This window comes from Streptomyces laculatispora (genome assembly GCF_017353455.1).
In the GTDB taxonomy this organism is placed as follows: Bacteria; Actinomycetota; Actinomycetes; order Streptomycetales; family Streptomycetaceae; genus Streptomyces; species Streptomyces laculatispora.
This window is the reverse complement of record NZ_JAFMPZ010000141.1, coordinates 1-19,391: the sequence shown is the minus strand read 5'-3', so window position 1 is coordinate 19,391 and position 19,391 is coordinate 1. Positions and strand designations below refer to the sequence as shown.

Sequence of the window (19,391 nt, the reverse complement as noted above, 5' to 3'; positions counted from 1 at the left end):
CGCCGAACTCCTTTTGATAGTAGTTAAGCCCCGTGCCCTTGTGGCACGGGGCTTTTCTGCGTTCCGGACCAGCTCCGCCGGCCCACTGCCGCGGTACGGAGGCGCACCCGGCCGGGAAGGCCCGCCGACGGGCCCCGCGGGGGCGGAACACCGCTGGGACGCGGGTCGGTGACGATGCGACAGATGGTTTTGCGCACCCCCTGGATCAGGGTATGATTTAGCTCGTTGCCGCAGGGCAGCGAGGCCCCAATAGCTCAGTCGGTAGAGCGTCTCCATGGTAAGGAGAAGGTCTGCGGTTCGATTCCGCATTGGGGCTCAGGCAGACGAAAAGGCCCCCGCCACTCGGCGGGGGCCTTTCGCGTATCCGGAGCTATGCGGCCGGCGGTTCGGGGACGCGCATTGCGAGGATGGCCATGTCGTCCGAGGCCGGTTCGGCGGCGAACCGCTCGACGGCCCGCAGGATGCGTGACGCCACCGCACCCGCCGTAAGGCCCGTACAAGTGGCCAGTACGTCCGCCAGGCCGTCGTCGCCGAGCATCCGGGTGCCCTCACGGCGTTCGGTGACACCGTCGGTCACGCACAGCAGCACATCGCCCGGGTCGAGGGTCAACGTCTGCTCGTACAGCTCCAGGTCCTCGATGACGCCCAGCAGCGGCTGCGGTTCCGCCGCGGCCTCGACCGACCCGTCCTGGCGCAGGCGCAGCGGCAGCGGGTGGCCCGCACAGACCACCTTCAGCAGCGCACTGCCGTCCTCCTGGGGCCACAGCTCCCCGTACAGCAGCGTCAGGAAGCGGCTGCGGGCTCCCTCGTCGAGGATGGCGGCGTTCAGCCGCTCAAGGACGGCGGGGCCGCCGAAGCCCTCGCGGGCGAGCAGACGCAGGGCGTGGCGGGCCAGGCCCGTCACCGCCGCGGCCTCGGGGCCCGTGCCGCAGACGTCGCCGATGGCGAAACCGTAGGCACCGTCCCGGATCGGGAAGACGTCGTAGAAGTCGCCGCCCACCTCGTTGCCCTCACCGGCTGCCCGGTAGATGACCTCGATCTCGACATTGGGTACGTCCGGCAGTCCCGGCGGCAGCAGGCTGCGCTGCAGCGACTGGCTGATCGCCATGCGCTCCGAGTAGAGGCGGGCGTTGTCGAGAGCCAGGGCCGCCCGGCGGGAGAGGTCCTCGGCCAGTTCCAGGATCTCCTGGCGGAAATGGTCGTCGGACGGTTTGCCGAGCGTGAGCATCCCGATGACACGGTTGCGGGCGACGAGCGGAAGGACGACCGTCTCCCCGCCCACCGCGGCCGCGGTGGCAAGCGTTGTACGGATACCCGCGCCCAGGCTTCCGGCGTCGCCCAGGCCGATGGTGCGCATCGAGGTGCGCAGGGCTGCCTCGTGGGCCGCCTCGGACGGAGCGGACCAGACGCGGGCGCCGGGGGCCGGTACCGGGTCCGGCGGGGAGATCTTGGAGAGAAGGGCCTTGAGGCCGTCGATGAGCTCCTCGTCCTCGTGCAGCACGTACGAGAGGTACGGGTCCGAGGACTGGTCGGCGATCGTGTAGACGGCGCACCAGGTGGCCAGGGTCGGGACCGTCATCTGAGCCATCAGGGCCAGGGTCTGATCCCGGTCGAGCGTGCCCGCGAGGAGGTCCGACGCTTCGACGAGGAAGGAGAGGGAACCGCGGCGCAGCCGTTCCAGTTCGCCGAGGCGGGCGGACTCGACGGCCAGGGCGATGCGGTCCGCCGCGAACTGGAGCCGCAGGGCCTCCTCGTTCGAGTACCGGCCGGCGGCCTCGGCGGCGACGCCCAGGGAGCCCGTGAGACGGCCCTCGACCTTCAGCGGGACGGTGACCACGGAACGCATACCGGTGTTGCCCAGCAGCGGGACGGCGCCCGGGACCGCGTCGAGGTCCTCGTGGACCGCGGGCATGCGCGCCGAGCCGTACCGCCCGGTGCCGGCCTCGACGGGGACGCGGGCGAAGCGCTGGCGCGCGGAGGGCAGGCCTGTCGTGGCCCGTACCTCCAGCTCGGTCTCGTCGTCCGTCGCCAGCAGCAGGAACGCCGCGTCGGCGTCGAGCATGTCGCGTGCCCGCTCGACGGTGCGCTGGAGCAGACCGTCGAGGTCGTCGGGGGCGGGGGAGCCGATGAAGACCTCGAAGGGGTCCGTCTTGCGGATCTCGGTGTTCGGGTCGGAGACCGGAGTGCGTACCGGCGACTGGAGCACCGCCCGCTCGTATTCGCGGACCAGCAGACAGACCGTCGAGGGGTCGCCCTGGGTGTCCCGTACGCGCAGGTGGGAGCCGTAGACCGCGATGGTGCGGCCGTCGGCGCCCCGGATGCCGTAGCTGCCCTCCCAGCGGGAGAGCCGCAGCGCGTCGGCGATACCGGTGTTGGTGCCGGGCGTCTGCGGCCAGGCGGTGAAGTCGGTGAGCTGCTTGCCGGTGACCTGGTCCGACGTGTATCCGAACAGGTACGCGGCGTCGTCGTTCCATGCCGCGATGGCGCCCAGGCTGTCGATCTGGACGACGGCGACCCTGACCCGTTCGTCGGTGACCGGAAGCAGGTCGACGGGGAGCAGCGGGCCCGCGGAGCGGATACCCACCGGGCGGTCGGGGAGATCGAGCTGGAACCAGACGTGTTTGTGCGCGGGGGAGTACTCGACGCCCCAGCGGGAGGCGAGCGCGGCGCACAGCAGCAGGCCGCGGCCGCCCTCCCGGTCCGGGCTGCCGAAGTCGGGGCCGGTGGACTGGAGCGGGATCTCGCGTTCCGGATAGTGGTCGGCGATCTCGACCCGGACACCGTCCTCCGTACGAAGGCACAGCACGTCCGCGGCGGTGCCCGCGTGGACCACCGCATTGGTGACGAGCTCGCTGGTGAGGACGACGGCATCATCGACGACGTCGGTGTATCCCCACCCCTGGAGGGTGTCGCGGACAAAGGCGCGGGCGGTCGCGACGGAGCGCCCGACCGGGTCGAAGGTGGCAGCCGCGCGCGCCGTGATCACAGCACTCCCCATTTGGTGTCTCGTCGCTTCCCCGAGTCCTGTGCCCGTTTCTAGCCGCTTCGATTCGCTTGCCAGGCTAGACGCTCCGCCCGCGCACCGGGTACACGAGGGCAGACTTCGGGCGCGGACGAACGGATACGGACCTGTGACCGGACAAGTGTGGGCTTCCCAACAGAGGCATGCGGGACAACCATTGGACGTTCCACCCCGACCGGTTCCGGCCTGGTAGGTTCAACGATTTGACGTCCGCATGGTCACCCGTCGACGGTGGTCTGTGGCGGTGAGCCATTGAGGATCTGGGCAAGCTCCCAGAGAAGACCCGAGCGATACGGTCAACCCTGCGGGAGGGACACGGTGGAGTCTGACGTGGCGGCGCGGGGTACAGGCACGCGCACTAAAGGCGGACAGTCCGTGAAGAAGCAGCGCAATGGAACCATCGAAGTCGACGCGGCAGCGCTCAACAGACTGCTGGCCGGTCTGGTGGCCATGCGTGACGGTAATTTCCGCAGGCGCCTGACCGTCTCCGGCGACGGTGTGATGGCGGAGATCGCGGCTGTCTTCAACGAAGTCGCCGACCGCAATGTCCACCTCACGGGTGAGCTCGCTCGGGTGCGGCGTGTGGTCGGACGGGAGGGCAAGCTCACCGAGCGGCTGGAGACGGGCGCCTGCGAAGGGTCCTGGGCCGCCGCCATCGATGCCTCCAACGAGCTGGTCGACGATCTCGCGCGCCCGGTCTCGGAGGTCGGACGGGTGCTGTCGGCGGTGGCCGACGGTGATCTGGAGCAGCGGATGGAGCTCCGGTCGCACATCACCGACGAGACGGTACGGCCGCTGCGCGGCGAGTTCCTGAAGGTCGCCCGTACGGTCAATAACCTCGTCGACCAGCTGGCGGCGTTCACCGAGCAGGTGACGCGGGTCGCGGTCGAGGTGGGGACCGAGGGCAAGCTGGGCGGGCAGGCCCAGGTGCGCGGCATGTCCGGGTCCTGGAAGGACCTCACGGACTCCGTGAACACCATGGCGTACCGGCTGACGGCACAGGTGCGTGACATCGCCCTGGTGACGACGGCTGTCGCCAAGGGCGACCTGTCCCGGAAGGTCACCGTCCATGTGGCCGGCGAGATGCTTCAGCTGAAGAACACCGTCAACACCATGGTCGACCAGCTGTCGTCGTTCTCCTCCGAGGTGACCCGGGTCGCCCGCGAGGTGGGCACCGAGGGCGAGCTGGGCGGGCAGGCGACGGTGCCGGGGGTGGCCGGGGTGTGGAAGGACCTCACCGACTCCGTCAACACCATGGCGGGGAACCTCACCTCTCAGGTGCGCGGCATCGCGGAGGTGACGACGGCGGTCGCCAACGGCGACCTGTCACAGAAGGTCCGGGTGAGCGCGCGCGGCGAGGTCGCCCAGCTCGCCGAGACCATCAACCAGATGACCGAGACGCTGCGCACCTTCGCCGACGAGGTCACGCGGGTGGCCAGCGAGGTCGGCGGCGGGGGCGTGCTCGGCGGACAGGCACAGGTGCCGGGTGCCGCGGGCACGTGGAAGGACCTCACGGACTCGGTGAACACCGTCTTCCGCAACCTGACGACCCAGGTGCGCGACATCGCGCAGGTGACGACCGCGGTGGCCAGCGGTGACATGACGCAGAAGGTCACCGTCAATGTCGCGGGCGAGATGCTGGAGCTGAAGAACACCGTCAACACGATGGTGGACCAGCTCCAGTCCTTCGGTTCGGAAGTGACCCGGGTGGCCCGGGAGGTCGGCGTCGAGGGCCGGCTGGGCGGCCAGGCCGAGGTGCCCGGTGCGGCCGGTACCTGGAAGGACCTCACGGACTCCGTGAACACGGCGTTCCGGAACCTGACGGGTCAGGTGCGGGACATCGCGCAGGTGACGACCGCGGTCGCCAACGGCGACCTGTCGCAGAAGGTCACCGTCGATGTCGCGGGCGAGATGCTGGAGCTGAAGAACACCGTCAACACGATGGTGGCGCAGCTGTCGTCCTTCGCCGACCAGGTGACACGGATGGCGCGGGACGTGGGCACGGAGGGCCGCCTCGGCGGTCAGGCACGGGTCGACGGCGTCTCCGGTACGTGGAAGGAGCTCACCGACTCCGTCAACTTCATGGCGGGGAACCTGACCTCCCAGGTGCGCCAGATCGCCCAGGTGACCACGGCGGTGGCCCGGGGTGACCTGTCGCAGAAGATCGACGTGGACGCGCGCGGCGAGATCCTGGAGCTGAAGAACACCATCAACACGATGGTCGACCAGCTCTCCGCCTTCGCCGAGCAGGTGACCCGGGTGGCCCGCGAGGTGGGCACGGACGGGCGGCTCGGCGGCCAGGCCCAGGTGCCCGGCGTGGCCGGTGTGTGGCGCGATCTGACCGACTCGGTGAACGGCATGGCGGGGAACCTCACCGCTCAGGTCCGTAACATCGCGCAGGTCGCCACCGCGGTGGCGCGCGGTGACCTGTCGCAGAAGATCGACGTGGACGCGCGCGGCGAGATCCTGGAGCTGAAGAACACCCTCAACACGATGGTCGACCAGCTCTCGAACTTCGCGGAGCAGGTGACCAGGGTCGCCCGCGAGGTGGGTACGGAAGGCATCCTCGGCGGTCAGGCCGAGGTGCAGGGCGTCTCCGGTACGTGGAAGGACCTCACGCAGTCCGTCAACGGCATGGCGAACAACCTGACCCTTCAGGTCCGCAACATCGCCGAGGTCACCACCGCGGTGGCCAAGGGCGATCTCTCCAAGAAGATCACCGTCGACGCCAAGGGCGAGATCCTCGAACTGGTGACGACCGTCAACACGATGGTCGACCAGCTGATGAACTTCGGTGACGAGGTGACGCGAGTCGCTCGTGAGGTGGGTACCGAGGGCATCCTCGGTGGCCAGGCCCGGGTGCGCGGTGCCACGGGCATCTGGAAGGACCTCAGCGAGAACGTCAACCTGATGGCCAACAACCTGACCAGCCAGGTGCGGAACATCTCCCGGGTCTCGTCCGCGGTCGCCAACGGCGATCTGACGAAGAAGGTCACCGTCGAGGCACGCGGCGAGGTCGCCGAGCTCGCCGACACCGTCAACACGATGGTGACGACCCTGTCCTCGTTCGCCGACGAGGTGACCCGGGTCGCTCGCGAGGTGGGTACGGAGGGCGAGCTGGGCGGCCAGGCACGGGTCCCCGGGGTCGCGGGTACCTGGAAGGACCTCACTGAGTCCGTGAACTCGATGGCGTCCAACCTGACCGGTCAGGTGCGTCAGATCGCCACCGTCACGACGGCGATCGCGAAGGGCGATCTCACCAAGAAGATCGACATCGATGCCCGCGGTGAGATCCTGGAGCTGAAGAACACCATCAACACGATGGTCGATCAGCTGTCCTCGTTCGCGGAGCAGGTGACGCGGGTGGCCCGCGAGGTGGGTACCGAGGGGCAGCTGGGCGGCCAGGCACGGGTGCGGGACGTCGATGGCACCTGGCGCGACCTCACCGAGTCGGTGAACGAGATGGCCGGAAACCTGACCCGTCAGGTGCGTGCCATCGCGGCCGTCGCCACCGCGGTGACCCGCGGCGATCTCAATCTGAAGATCGATGTGGACGCGGCCGGTGAGATCCAGGCTCTGCAGGACAACATCAACACGATGATCGCCAACCTGCGTGACACCACGGCCACCAACAAGGAGCAGGACTGGCTCAAGGGCAACCTCGCCCGGATCTCCGGTCTGATGCAGGGGCGGCGCGATCTCGACGACGTGGCCTCGCTGATCATGAGCGAGCTGACCCCGGTCGTGTCCGCGCAGCACGGCGCGTTCTTCCTGGCCATGGCGACCGGCGAGACCGATGCGCTGGGCGCGGAGGGCGACCGGGAGGGCGCGTACGTGCTCCGGATGCGGGGCAGCTACGGCTACTCCGCCGGCTCCATGCCGACGTCCTTCCGGCCCGGTGAGACGCTCATCGGCACGGCCGCGGAGGAGAAGCGGACGATCCAGGTGGACAACGTGCCACCGGGCTATCTGAAGATCTCCTCGGGCCTCGGTGAGGCGCCGCCCGCGCATGTGATCGTGCTGCCGGTGCTCTTCGAGGGGAAGGTCCTCGGAGTGATCGAACTGGCCTCGTTCCAGCCGTTCACGCATATCCAGCGGGACTTCCTCAACCAGCTCGCCGAGATGATCGCCACGAGCGTCAACACCATCAGCGTCAACACGACGACCGAGAAGCTGCTGGAGCAGTCGCAGGAGCTGACCGAGCAATTGCGCGACCGGTCGCAGGAGTTGGAGAACCGCCAGAAAGCCCTTCAGGCGTCCAACGCGGAACTGGAGGAGAAGGCCGAGCTGCTGGCCCAGCAGAACCGCGACATCGAGGTCAAGAACACCGAGATCGAAGAGGCGCGCCAGGTCCTGGAGGAGCGCGCCGAACAGCTCGCGGTCTCGATGCGCTACAAGTCGGAGTTCCTTGCCAACATGTCGCACGAGCTGCGTACGCCGCTCAACTCGCTGCTCATTCTGGCCAAATTGCTGGCGGACAACGCCGAGGGCAATCTGTCACCGAAGCAGGTGGAATTCGCCGAGACGATCCACGGCGCGGGGTCCGATCTGCTGCAGCTGATCAACGACATCCTCGACCTGTCGAAGGTCGAGGCGGGCAAGATGGACGTCAGCCCGACCCGGATCGCGCTGGTTCAGCTGGTGGACTACGTAGAGGCGACCTTCCGGCCCCTCACCGCGGAAAAGGGGCTGGATTTCTCCGTACGGGTGTCACCGGAACTGCCTGCCACGCTGCACACCGACGAACAGCGGCTGCTCCAGGTGCTGCGCAATCTGCTCTCCAACGCGGTGAAGTTCACCGACAGCGGCGCTGTCGAGCTGGTGATCCGGCACGCGGGGGCGGAGGTGCCGAACGCCATCCGTGAACAGTTGCTGGAGGCGGGTTCGCTGCGTGACGCCGACGCCGATCTGATCGCGTTCTCGGTGACCGACACCGGAATCGGGATCGCGTCCAGCAAGATGCTGGTGATCTTCGAGGCGTTCAAGCAGGCGGACGGCACGACCAGCCGCAAGTACGGAGGTACGGGCCTGGGCCTCTCCATCAGCCGGGAGATTGCCCGGCTGCTGGGCGGTGAGATCCATGCGGCGAGTGAGCCCGGCCGGGGCTCGACGTTCACGCTGTACCTGCCGCTGCACCCGAGTGAACTCCCGCCGCAGGGCTACCCGCAGATCGGCCCCGGGCCCATCGAGACGCACGGTGCCGCGGTCGAGGGCGGGCGGCTGCCAGAGGCCGGACAGGGGCTCGGAGAGAGCTTCCAGGGCTTCGGACGGGGAACGGGCCAGCAGGGGAGCGGACACGATCAGAGCGGTACGGCTGAGCTGTTCCGGCGCCGGCGCAAGGCGCTGGGCGGCACCGGACAGCAGCCCGCGCTGCCGGCCCCCTCGGCAGCCCGGAGCGCTCCGCAGGAGCCGTGGACGCCTGCCGTCCAGGAGGAGCCCGAGGTCCGCAGGACGTTCCGGTTCAGCGGCGAGAAGGTGCTGATCGTCGACGACGACATCCGTAACGTCTTCGCGCTCACCAGCGTGCTGGAGCAGCACGGGCTGTCGGTTCTGTACGCGGAGAACGGGCGCGAGGGGATCGAAGTCCTGGAGCAGCACGACGATGTGACGGTCGTACTGATGGACATCATGATGCCGGAGATGGACGGCTATGCGACGACTTCGGCGATCCGCAGGATGCCGCAGTTCGCCGGGCTGCCGATCGTTGCGCTGACGGCCAAGGCGATGAAGGGCGATCGGGAGAAGGCGATCGAGTCCGGCGCATCCGACTACGTCACCAAGCCGGTCGACTCTGATCATCTTCTTTCCGTTATGGAGGGATGGATGCGCGGAGAGTGATCGCCGATTGAGCGAATCAATGATGATTTGTTGATCGAGTGTGTCCGAAGTGGTGTGGGAACGCGGTTTCCGGGGAACCTTTTGGTCTCCCACCGCGTTTCTGGTATGTGCACAGTGACATCGCGGTGACAGGGTGTGGTGACGGGCGGGGTGCGGCTACCATGACCGGCACAAGGACGGACGGCGTAAGGGAGTCGTCCCCTGGGGCGGCGCCCGGTGCAATTCCGGGGCGAGGAGGACGGGCCATGGTGCCGAAGGCCAAGATCCTCCTGGTCGATGACCGGCCGGAGAATCTGCTGGCGCTGGAGGCCATCCTCTCTGCGCTCGATCAGACACTGGTGCGGGCATCGTCAGGGGAGGAAGCGCTCAAAGCGCTGCTCACGGACGACTTTGCGGTCATTCTGCTGGATGTGCAGATGCCGGGCATGGACGGTTTCGAAACCGCCGCGCACATCAAGCGGCGGGAGCGGACCCGGGACATCCCGATCATCTTCCTCACCGCGATCAATCACGGTCCGCATCACACCTTCCGGGGTTATGCGGCAGGCGCGGTGGACTACATCTCGAAACCGTTCGACCCGTGGGTGCTGCGGGCGAAGGTCTCGGTCTTCGTCGAGCTGTACATGAAGAACTGCCAGCTGCGAGAGCAGGCCGCGCTGCTGCGGCTGCAGCTCGAAGGCGGCGTGCACGCAGGTGCGCACCACGAGAGGGAGCCCGCCGGCCTGCTGGCCGAACTCTCCGCGCGGCTCGCGGCCGTCGAGGAGCAGGCCGAGGCGCTGTCCAAGCAGCTCGACGACGAGTCGGCGGACGCCGGGGCCGTGGCCACCGCCGCTCATCTCGAACGGAAGCTGACCGGACTGCGCCGTGCGCTGGACGCCCTGGAGCCCGGCGCCAACGGCGGACCGGCCCCCCTTCCCTCGTAACGGGTCCGGCTCCCGCCCGTACCGCCCTTTCCTGTCAGGTGTCTTCAGGCCTGCGGGGCGGCAACTGCCCGGCGGATCCGGCCGGTCGGTACTCCGGCCGCGGTTCGGAGCGGATGAGAGCGCGTCAGTTTGCTGCCGCCGCAGGGCGACACGGTCGGGTGAACGGGCATACGCACGTGTTCACTGCCACGGACACCGGTAACCTCGGGCCCATGGCCTCACGTACGTCCGGCAAGGGTTCCCAGGGCGCTGCGGGCACCGCGAAGCGCGTCGGCGGTGGCCCGGGGCCGGCCAAGAAAGCCGCGCCCGCGAAGAAGGCCGCTGCCAAGAGGAGCGCGCCCGCGAAGAAGGCTCCCGCCAAGAAGGCGGTGGCCAAGAAGGCGGCCGCGCCCAAACAGGCGCCCTCGCCCACCGGCGGTGTGTACCGCCTGGTGCGCGCTGTCTGGCTCGGTGCGGCCCACGCCATCGGCGCGATGTTCCGCGGCATAGGGCGTGGCGCCAAGGGCCTCGACCCCGCCCACCGCAAGGACGGTGTCGCACTACTGCTGCTCGGCCTCGCGCTGGTCGTCGCCGCGGGCACCTGGTCGAATCTGCGCGGTCCCGTCGGCGACCTCGTGGAGATGCTCGTCACCGGCGCCTTCGGCCGGCTCGACCTGCTCGTGCCGATACTGCTGGGCGCCATCGCCGTACGGCTGATCCTCTATCCCGAGAAGCCCGAGGCCAACGGCCGGATCGTCATCGGACTGTCCGCACTGGTCATCGGGGTGCTCGGCCAGGTCCACATCGCCTGCGGATCGCCGGGGCGCGGGGAGGGCACCGAGGCCATGCAGGACGCGGGCGGTCTCATCGGGTGGGCCGCCTCCAAACCGCTGATCTTCACCATGGGCGAGGTGCTCGCCGTACCGCTGCTCCTGCTGCTCACCGTCTTCGGGCTGCTGGTCGTCACGGCGACCCCGGTGAACGCCATTCCGCAGCGGCTGCGGCTGCTCGGTTCCAGGCTGGGGATCGTCGACCCCGTGTACGACCCCGAGGCGGAGGACGAGAGCGACGACGAGCGGTACGAGGAGCAGTGGCGCGAGGCGCTGCCCGCCCGCTCGCGGCGCTCCTCGGCACGCCGCTCCGAGGCGTCCGACGTGTACGACACCGACCGCGTGGAGGCCGACGCCCTGGCCAAGCGGCGCAGGCCGCGAAGGCCGTCCGCGCAGCCCGCGATGAACCGCACCATGGACGCGGTGGACGTCGCGGCGGCCGCTGCCGCCGCGCTCGACGGGGCCGTGCTCAACGGGATGCCGCCCTCGCCCGTCGTCGCCGACCTCACCCAGGGCGTATCCGCGGACCGTGAGCGCGCGGGTACCCCGGTGCCGGGTGCCAGGGAGGCGGAGCCCGCCCGGAGGCCGGGGGAGAAGGCCTCCTCGCCCTCCGGCGGCGTACCCGACCTGACCAAGCCGGCCCCCGACCGGTCGCAGTCGCAGCCGCTGCCGGCCCGCGCCGAGCAGCTCCAGCTCTCCGGTGACATCACCTACTCGCTGCCCTCGCTCGATCTGCTGGAGCGCGGTGGCCCCGGCAAGACCCGCAGCGCCGCCAACGACGCGATCGTCGCGTCGCTGACCAACGTCTTCACCGAATTCAAGGTCGACGCGGCCGTCACCGGCTTCACCCGCGGACCCACGGTGACGCGGTACGAGGTGCAGCTCGGCCCGGCCGTGAAGGTCGAGCGGATCACGGCGCTCGCCAAGAACATCGCGTACGCCGTCGCCAGCCCCGACGTCCGGATCATCTCGCCGATCCCGGGGAAGTCGGCGGTCGGCATCGAGATTCCGAACTCCGACCGCGAGATGGTCAACCTCGGGGACGTCCTGCGGCTGGCGGACGCGGCCGAGGACGACCACCCCATGCTGGTCGCACTCGGCAAGAACGTCGAGGGCGGCTACGAGATGGCCAACCTCGCGAAGATGCCGCACGTCCTGGTGGCCGGTGCGACCGGTTCCGGGAAGTCCTCCTGCATCAACTGCCTGATCACCTCGGTGATGATAAGGGCTACGCCGGAGGACGTCCGCATGGTGCTGGTCGACCCCAAGCGCGTCGAGCTGACCGCGTACGAGGGCATTCCGCACCTGATCACGCCGATCATCACCAATCCCAAGAAGGCCGCCGAGGCCCTTCAGTGGGTCGTGCGCGAGATGGACCTCCGCTACGACGACCTCGCCGCGTTCGGGTACCGGCACATCGACGACTTCAACCACGCCGTGCGCACCGGGAAGCTCAAGACCCCGGAGGGCAGCGAACGGGAGCTGTCGCCGTACCCGTATCTGCTGGTGATCGTCGACGAGCTTGCCGACCTGATGATGGTCGCCCCGCGCGATGTCGAGGACTCGATCGTGCGCATCACCCAGTTGGCCCGCGCCGCCGGTATCCATCTGGTCCTCGCCACCCAGCGACCCTCGGTGGACGTCGTCACCGGTCTGATCAAGGCGAACGTGCCCTCCCGGCTCGCCTTCGCGACCTCGTCGCTCGCCGACAGCCGGGTCATCCTCGACCAGCCCGGAGCCGAGAAGCTCATCGGAAAGGGTGACGGACTGTTCCTGCCGATGGGGGCGAACAAGCCGACCCGTATGCAGGGCGCCTTCGTCACCGAGGCCGAGGTCGCCGCCGTGGTCCAGCACTGCAAGGACCAGATGGCACCGGTGTTCCGCGAGGACGTGGTGGTCGGCACGAAGCAGAAGAAGGAGATCGACGAGGACATCGGCGACGACCTGGACCTGCTCTGCCAGGCGGCCGAGCTGGTCGTCTCCACCCAGTTCGGATCCACCTCGATGCTCCAGCGCAAGCTGCGGGTGGGTTTCGCCAAGGCCGGCCGGCTGATGGACCTCATGGAGTCCCGGAACATCGTCGGACCCAGCGAGGGATCCAAGGCGCGCGACGTCATGGTGAAGCCGGACGAGCTCGACGGGGTGTTGGCGCTGATTCGCGGGGAAACCGGTTCGTGAGGGTTTTGCGGGCAACCGTTTCGCCGGGTCGTACGTCAAGTTGAAGGGAGGGACAGCAGGATGTCCTTCCACGGGGCGGTCCGGCGAATCCGGCTCTGTTCGAATCTGATGGCGTACAAAGTCCTCCCTCCCGGTTGCCCCACCCTTTCGTACCCCCCCTAGACTGAACATCCAGCAGGTGGCTCACGCTCGAAAGGCGCCCCCGTGTCCATCGGCAACTCCCCCGAAGACGACCGGCCTTCGATCGGTCGAGTGCTCCAGCAGGCTCGAATCGCCGCAGGTCTCACGGTCGAAGAGGTCAGCACGTCCACCCGGGTGCGCATCCCCATCGTGCACGCGATCGAGGACGACGACTTCTCCCGCTGCGGCGGCGACGTGTATGCGCGCGGACATATCCGTACGCTCGCACGTGCCGTCGCCATCGATCCGGAACCGCTGGTTTCGCAGTACGACGGCGAGCACGGCGGCCGTCCCGCGCCCACGCCTGCGGCTCCGCTGTTCGAGGCCGAGCGGATCCGTTCCGAACCCCGACGGCCCAACTGGACCGCGGCCATGGTCGCGGCCATCGTCGCCGTGGTCGGATTCGTCGGCTTCACGTTCATCAAGGGCGGCGACGACTCACCGACGGCCGGCCGGGTCGCCGAAGGCCCGACGTCCGCCAGGACCACACCCAAACCGGCGACCAGCAAGACCGCCGATCCCAAACCGGCCCCCTCCGACAGCGCCATCGCCGCGGCGCCGCAGGACAAGGTGACGGTCAAGCTCAGCGCCAGTCAGGGCAAGAGCTGGATCTCCGCCAAGGACCACAACGGCCGGCTGCTCTTCGACGGGCTGCTCCAGCAGGGCCAGTCGAAGACGTTCCAGGACAAGGAGCGGGTCGACCTCGTCCTCGGAGACGCCGGCTCGATCGAACTCTTCGTCAACGGCAAGAAGGTCGAGGACCAGTTCCAGCCCGGTCAGGTCGAGCGGCTCTCGTACACCAAGGGTGATCCCGAGGTCGGCTGACCGCAGTACTCCACGGTTCGCACACTGCGGCGAGCGCCCGGCCCTTCGCGCCGGGCGCTCGCCGCTTTGTTACTCCCTGTAACTGCGGAACCTGCACGGTGGGGCCAGTGCCGGGACAAAGTAGTCTTGAGCCCATGCCCGAACGCCGTACCGTCGCCCTTGTCACTCTTGGCTGCGCCCGTAACGAGGTGGACTCGGAGGAGCTCGCAGGCCGCTTGGCAGCGGACGGCTGGGAGCTCGTCGAGGATGCCTCCGATGCCGATGTCGCCGTGGTCAACACCTGTGGATTCGTCGAGGCCGCCAAGAAGGACTCCGTCGATGCCCTGCTCGAAGCCAATGATCTGAAGGACCACGGCCGCACCCAGGCCGTCGTCGCCGTCGGCTGCATGGCCGAGCGCTACGGCAAGGACCTCGCCGAGGCCCTGCCGGAAGCGGACGGAGTCCTCGGATTCGACGACTACGCAGACATCTCGGACCGCCTCCAGACCATCCTCAACGGTGGCATCCACGCCTCGCACACCCCGCGGGACCGCCGCAAGCTGCTGCCGATCAGCCCGGCCGAGCGCCAGGACGCCGTCGTGGCCCTGCCCGGCCACGCCCAGGAGGCCGTACCGGCCCCCGCCGATCTTCCGGAGGGTGTCGCGCCGGTCTCCGGCCCCCGGGCACCCCTGCGCCGCCGGCTCGGCACCAGCCCCGTCGCCTCGGTGAAGCTGGCCTCCGGCTGCGACCGCCGCTGCTCCTTCTGCGCCATCCCGTCCTTCCGCGGTTCCTTCATCTCGCGGCGGCCCTCCGACGTCCTGGGCGAGACCAGGTGGCTGGCCGAGCAGGGCGTGAAGGAGGTCATGCTGGTCTCCGAGAACAACACCTCGTACGGCAAGGACCTCGGTGACATCCGGCTGCTGGAGACCCTGCTGCCGGAGCTCGCGGACGTCGACGGGATCGAGCGCATCCGGGTCAGCTATCTGCAGCCCGCCGAGATGCGGCCCGGTCTGATCGACGTACTGACCTCGACGCCGAAGGTCGCGCCCTACTTCGACCTCTCCTTCCAGCACTCGGCCCCCGGCGTGCTGCGGGCGATGCGCCGGTTCGGCGACACCGACAGCTTCCTGGAGCTTCTGGACACCATCCGGAGCAAGGCACCGCAGGCCGGTGCCCGCTCCAACTTCATCGTGGGCTTCCCCGGTGAGACCGAGGCCGATCTGGCGGAGCTGGAACGGTTCCTCACCGGTGCGCGTCTCGACGCCATCGGCGTCTTCGGCTACTCCGACGAGGACGGCACCGAGGCGGTCGGCTACGACAACAAGCTGGACGCCGACACCATCGCGGAGCGGCTCGCGCACATTTCTCAGCTGGCCGAGGAGCTGACCTCCCAGCGGGCCGAGGAACGCGTCGGGGAGACGCTCCAGGTGCTGGTCGAGTCGGTCGAGGCGACCGAGGACGAGTCACGCGCCGTGGGCCGCGCGGCGCACCAGGCACCTGAAACGGACGGCCAGGTGCTCTTCACCGCACGCGAGGGACTCGTCCCGGGCCGTATGGTCGAGGCAAAGGCAGTGGGCACCGAGGGCGTGGACCTGGTGGCCGAATGCCGTGAGCTTGCGGAGGTGGCCAGATGACCGGAGCGCCGGCATCCGCGACAGGGGGCTCCGGCGCGACGCCGGTCCGCGGCGGGAAGCTGGGCACTGCGGCCGTCAATCAGGCCAGCCTGTGGAACATCGCCAATCTCCTCACCATGGCGCGGCTGGTGCTGGTCCCCGGCTTCGTCGTGCTGATGTTCCACAACGGCGGATACGACCCGGCGTGGCGTTCCTTCGCCTGGGCGGCCTTCGCCGTCGCCATGATCACCGATCTGTTCGACGGGCATCTGGCGCGCACGTACAACCTGGTCACCGACTTCGGGAAGATCGCGGACCCGATCGCCGACAAGGCGATCATGGGTGCGGCGCTGGTCTGCCTGTCATACCTGGGTGATCTGCCCTGGTGGGTCACGGGCGTGATCCTCTTCCGGGAGCTCGGCATCACCGTGCTGCGGTTCTGGGTGATCCGGCACGGGGTGATTCCGGCCAGTCGCGGCGGGAAGCTGAAGACGCTGTCGCAGGGGATCGCCGTCGGGATGTACGTCCTGGCGCTGACCGGACCGCTGGCGACGCTGCGGTTCTGGGTGATGGCGGTGGCCGTCGTGCTGACGGTCGTCACCGGTCTGGACTACGTACGCCAGGCCGTCGTGCTGCGACGCCAGGGGCTCGCGGCGGAGCGGTCGGCCGCGGCACAGGAAGCCGTCGAGGCGGCCGCGGAGACGCCGGAGGGCGCCGGGGACGTCGGTCGGGTCGCCGGGACCCCGGGGGCCCGCGGTGCGGCGGAGGCCGAGCGGTGACAGCCGCGGCCCGGGTGCTGCGACTGCTTGTCGAGCGGGGGGAGACCCTGGCCGTCGCCGAATCGCTGACCGGCGGCCTGGTCGCCGCTGAGTTGACGTCCGTACCCGGTGCCTCGCACTCCTTCCGCGGGTCCGTGACGGCCTATGCGACCCCCCTGAAGAGTGAAGTCCTGGGTGTGGATCCGGCCCTTCTGGCATCGCGCGGCGCCGTGGACCCCGGGGTCGCGTCCCAGATGGCCGCGGGTGTGCGCCGGGTCCTCGGAGCGGACTGGGGGCTGGCCACCACCGGTGTCGCGGGCCCCGAGCCGCAGGACGGCCGACCGGTGGGAACGGTCTTCGTCGCAGTCTGCGGGCCTGACGGGGCGGCGAAAGTGGCCACGCTGCGGTTGAACGGCGGACGAGCGGACATCCGCAATGAGAGCGTACGGAGCGTGCTCGATCTGCTCTCCGGCGAACTCGGCGGGTACGTGAGCGCACAGGATACGGAACAGATCGGGGGGAATTGATGTTTGCAGCCCTGAGTGAACACGACATCGCTCCCCGCACGGCCGCGGCGCTAGGCGGTACGGTGGGGCGTGAAGGATGCGGCTACGCGGTCCGAGGAGGGAGCCACCGATGATTCTGCTCCGTCGCCTGCTTGGTGATGTGCTGCGTCGGCAGCGCCAGCGCCAAGGCCGTACTCTGCGCGAAGTCTCCTCGTCCGCCCGAGTTTCGCTCGGCTATCTCTCCGAGGTGGAGCGGGGGCAGAAGGAGGCATCCTCCGAACTGCTCTCCGCCATTTGCGACGCGCTTGACGTACGGATGTCCGAGCTCATGCGTGAAGTGAGCGATGATCTGTCGCTGGCTGAACTGGCCGAGTCGGCAGCAGCCAGCGATCCGGTACCCGTACCGGTGCGCCCCAGGCTCAATTCCGTCTCTGTTTCGTCGGTGGCGGGTGTACCGACGGGACGGGTGACCATCAAGGCGCCTGCGGAAGCGGTGGATGTCGTCGCCGCCTGATCCGCTCGGTTCGGTCTGAAGCCGGAGCCCCGGTCCTCCCCTCAGGGGGCGGATCGGGGCTTCTGTATGTGTTGGCGGAGATATGCCGGGCAGGCGCTCTGTGTGAGACCGGGGAGTGTTCTCGTGCAGACCTCCCCGAATGACCCTTTTGCTTCGTTTGTGCCATCGTGGGTGGTGCTGAACGGAACGGATACCAGATCGGAGACGTGCATGTCTGTGGTGAAGAGCCCGCTGTCCGAGGCCGGCCTCAAGTCCGTCGGCGGCGCCTTGCAGGGCGCCCTGGTGGATCTCGTCGACCTCTCCCTGGTGGCGAAGCAGGTCCACTGGAACGTGGTGGGGCCGCGCTTCAGGTCTGTGCACCTTCAGCTCGACGAGGTCGTCGACACCGCCCGCCAGCACTCCGACACGGTTGCCGAACGGGCCTCCGCGCTGGGCGTCAACCCGGACGGGCGGTCGGGGACGATCGCCAGGACCACGGCCATCGACTCCGTGCCCGAGGGCTGGGTCAAGGACGTGGACGCGGTACGGACCCTGGTCGACGCCCTCGGTGTGGTGATCGGCCGGATGCGCGAGCGGATCGACGTGACCGGCGACCCCGACCCGGTCAGCCAGGACATCCTGATCGCGCTGACCGCCGACCTCGAGAAGCACGCGTGGATGTTCCAGGCGGAGAGCGCCTGACCCGCCCCGTAGGCACCCGGTCGGGCGCCGTTGCGCCGGACCGGCCCCCCAACCCGGCCTGCCCTCGTTCGGGCAGCAGCCGGTTCGCCCCATCCGAGGAGACGCCATGACCGACGGAAGCGCGAAGGACAAGATCACCGGCAAGGCCAAGGAGGCCATGGGCAAGATGACCGGTGACCGCCGCAAGGAGGCCGAGGGAAAGACGGACCAGGCGAAGGGCAAGACCAAGGGCGGGATCGGCGATGCCAAGGAGCGCGCCGAGGGCGTCAAGGACTCGCTGACCGGCGACGACAAGCACTGACGGCCGACGCGGAGCCCCCACCGGAAGCGGTGGGGGCTCCGCTCTGGACGCGGCCCCGGTGGAGCCGGGTGAGACTGCGAGGGTGTGCGACTGCGCCGTGCGCGCCGGTACTGCACCGGTGCGCTCTCCCGTTGAGTGATCGGGCCGGACTAGGTTCGGCCGGAGGAGGCAGCCATGGTACGGCGATGGGTGCCGGCGCTCGTTCTCGGTGGTGTGTGGTGGTGGGCCGTGCTGCGGCTGGTGCTGGAGCCAGCGCACACCGGGGTGGTCGAGGGAGCGGTGGCGGCGGGCGGCTGGGGGCTGAGCCTCCTGCCGGTGCATGTGGCCGCGACCGCCCGGCCGACCGGGATATTCGACGCGGCCACCGGCCTGCTGCGGCGGTGCGCCGCGGGGGTGCGGTCCTGGTGGGCCGCCGGGGCGGCTACCAGGGCATGGCGACGCCGCCGTTCGGGCGGAGGATCTGACCTGTCATGAAGGCCGATGCGTCGGACGCCAGATGCAGAACCGTGTGTGCCACGTCCATGGGCTCCCCGACCCTGCCCAGCGGCGATATCCGCGCCATGGTGGACTCCGCCCGGTGCTGCTGCTCCGCGTCGTGGCGGGCGGTCATGGGGGTGCGGACCCAGCCCGGGGCGACGGCGTTGACCCGAATGGCGCGCGGCCCCAGTTCGGTCGCCAGGGTCTTGGTCAGCTGGACCACCGCCGCTTTGGCCGCGCTGTAGCAGAGCAGCCCAGGGCTCGCGGAGTCGACCGCACCCGAGGCCATGGTGATCAGTGATCCGGGGGCCTCGTGGGCGATCATGGAGCGGGCGACTTCCTGGCAGGCGTACAGAACACCCTTGAAGTTGACCGAGAGCACGCGGTCGAGGTCCTCGTCGGCGGTCTCCAGGACGCTGCTCGTGTGCATGATCCCGGCGACGGCGGCCAGGATGTCCAGATCTCCGGCGGCCGCGACGGCGGCCCGGACCTGATTGCGGTCGGTGACATCCAGCGGGTGCGTGTGGGCTTCGCCACCCGCCGCGGTGATCAGCTCCAGGGTCTCCTGGAGGCCCTTCCCGTCGAGATCCGCGCAGTGGACGGTGGCGCCCGCCTCCGAGAGGAGGACGGCGCAGGCGCGGCCGATGCCGCCTGCCGCGCCGGTGACGAACGCGGATCGGCCGGTGAGGTCGTACGCGGCGAGGGACATGACCGGACCGTACGACTGAATCTGACGGGCCGTCAACTAGGGGGTGGGGCCGGATTGGCAGCGTGGACACCAGTAGGC

At 69.1% G+C, this 19,391-nt stretch carries 13 protein-coding genes and 1 tRNA gene; 12 read left to right on the top strand and 2 right to left on the bottom strand.

Going from position 1 to position 19,391, the window contains the following annotated elements:
• Nucleotides 1-243: 243 nt before the first annotated feature.
• A tRNA-Thr gene (locus tag J1C73_RS08450) sits at nt 244-316 on the top strand.
• Between the two features lie 54 nt (nt 317-370).
• On the opposite strand, the gene J1C73_RS08445 is transcribed toward J1C73_RS08450, so the two are convergent.
• Nucleotides 371-2,998: a SpoIIE family protein phosphatase gene (locus tag J1C73_RS08445; RefSeq protein ID WP_207315794.1), complete on the bottom strand. Its 2,628-nt coding sequence runs from the start codon at nt 2,996-2,998 to the stop codon at nt 371-373.
• Nucleotides 2,999-3,397: 399 nt separating this feature from the next.
• Between J1C73_RS08445 and J1C73_RS08440 the strand changes: the two genes are divergently transcribed.
• The 11 genes from J1C73_RS08440 to J1C73_RS08390 all read left to right on the top strand — a co-directional run bounded on the left by J1C73_RS08440 (nt 3,398) and on the right by J1C73_RS08390 (nt 18,601).
• On the top strand, nt 3,398-8,860 hold the full coding sequence (locus tag J1C73_RS08440; RefSeq protein WP_207315793.1) for a HAMP domain-containing protein: 5,463 nt from the start codon (nt 3,398-3,400) through the stop codon (nt 8,858-8,860).
• Between the two features lie 245 nt (nt 8,861-9,105).
• The gene (locus tag J1C73_RS08435) at nt 9,106-9,783 is read left to right on the top strand and encodes a response regulator (RefSeq protein ID WP_207315792.1); all 678 of its coding nucleotides are present in this window, start codon (nt 9,106-9,108) and stop codon (nt 9,781-9,783) included.
• 212 nt (nt 9,784-9,995) lie between these two features.
• Complete coding sequence (locus tag J1C73_RS08430) at nt 9,996-12,770, top strand: DNA translocase FtsK (RefSeq protein ID WP_207315791.1); 2,775 nt, start codon at nt 9,996-9,998, stop codon at nt 12,768-12,770.
• A 204-nt stretch (nt 12,771-12,974) separates the two neighbouring features.
• Nucleotides 12,975-13,775 carry a helix-turn-helix domain-containing protein gene (locus J1C73_RS08425; RefSeq protein ID WP_207315790.1) on the top strand — a complete coding sequence of 267 codons (801 nt, stop codon included), beginning with the start codon at nt 12,975-12,977 and terminating at the stop codon, nt 13,773-13,775.
• Between the two features lie 134 nt (nt 13,776-13,909).
• Nucleotides 13,910-15,388, top strand: a complete 1,479-nt coding sequence (rimO, locus tag J1C73_RS08420; RefSeq protein WP_124285372.1) for a 30S ribosomal protein S12 methylthiotransferase RimO — start codon at nt 13,910-13,912, stop codon at nt 15,386-15,388.
• Nucleotides 15,385-16,146: a CDP-diacylglycerol--glycerol-3-phosphate 3-phosphatidyltransferase gene (gene pgsA / locus J1C73_RS08415; RefSeq protein WP_207315789.1), complete on the top strand. Its 762-nt coding sequence runs from the start codon at nt 15,385-15,387 to the stop codon at nt 16,144-16,146. Before rimO ends, pgsA begins: the two co-directional genes overlap by 4 nt.
• A complete protein-coding gene (locus J1C73_RS08410; protein ID WP_207315788.1) occupies nt 16,143-16,652 on the top strand; it encodes a CinA family protein in 510 nt (169 codons plus the stop codon). The genes pgsA and J1C73_RS08410 overlap by 4 nt, the downstream gene beginning before the upstream one ends.
• Nucleotides 16,653-16,761: 109 nt before the next feature.
• A complete protein-coding gene (locus J1C73_RS08405) occupies nt 16,762-17,145 on the top strand; it encodes a helix-turn-helix domain-containing protein (protein ID WP_123462700.1) in 384 nt (127 codons plus the stop codon).
• 210 nt (nt 17,146-17,355) lie between these two features.
• Nucleotides 17,356-17,826: a Dps family protein gene (locus J1C73_RS08400; RefSeq protein ID WP_123462702.1), complete on the top strand. Its 471-nt coding sequence runs from the start codon at nt 17,356-17,358 to the stop codon at nt 17,824-17,826.
• 106 nt (nt 17,827-17,932) lie between these two features.
• The gene (locus J1C73_RS08395; protein ID WP_123462704.1) at nt 17,933-18,127 is read left to right on the top strand and encodes a CsbD family protein; all 195 of its coding nucleotides are present in this window, start codon (nt 17,933-17,935) and stop codon (nt 18,125-18,127) included.
• Between the two features lie 174 nt (nt 18,128-18,301).
• Nucleotides 18,302-18,601 carry a hypothetical protein gene (locus J1C73_RS08390; RefSeq protein ID WP_207315787.1) on the top strand — a complete coding sequence of 100 codons (300 nt, stop codon included), beginning with the start codon at nt 18,302-18,304 and terminating at the stop codon, nt 18,599-18,601.
• Here the strand turns inward: J1C73_RS08390 and J1C73_RS08385 are convergent.
• Nucleotides 18,549-19,313 (bottom strand): SDR family NAD(P)-dependent oxidoreductase, encoded by a 765-nt coding sequence (locus tag J1C73_RS08385; protein ID WP_207315786.1) that lies wholly within the window; start codon nt 19,311-19,313, stop codon nt 18,549-18,551. The genes J1C73_RS08390 and J1C73_RS08385 overlap by 53 nt on opposite strands.
• Nucleotides 19,314-19,391: the final 78 nt, after the last annotated feature.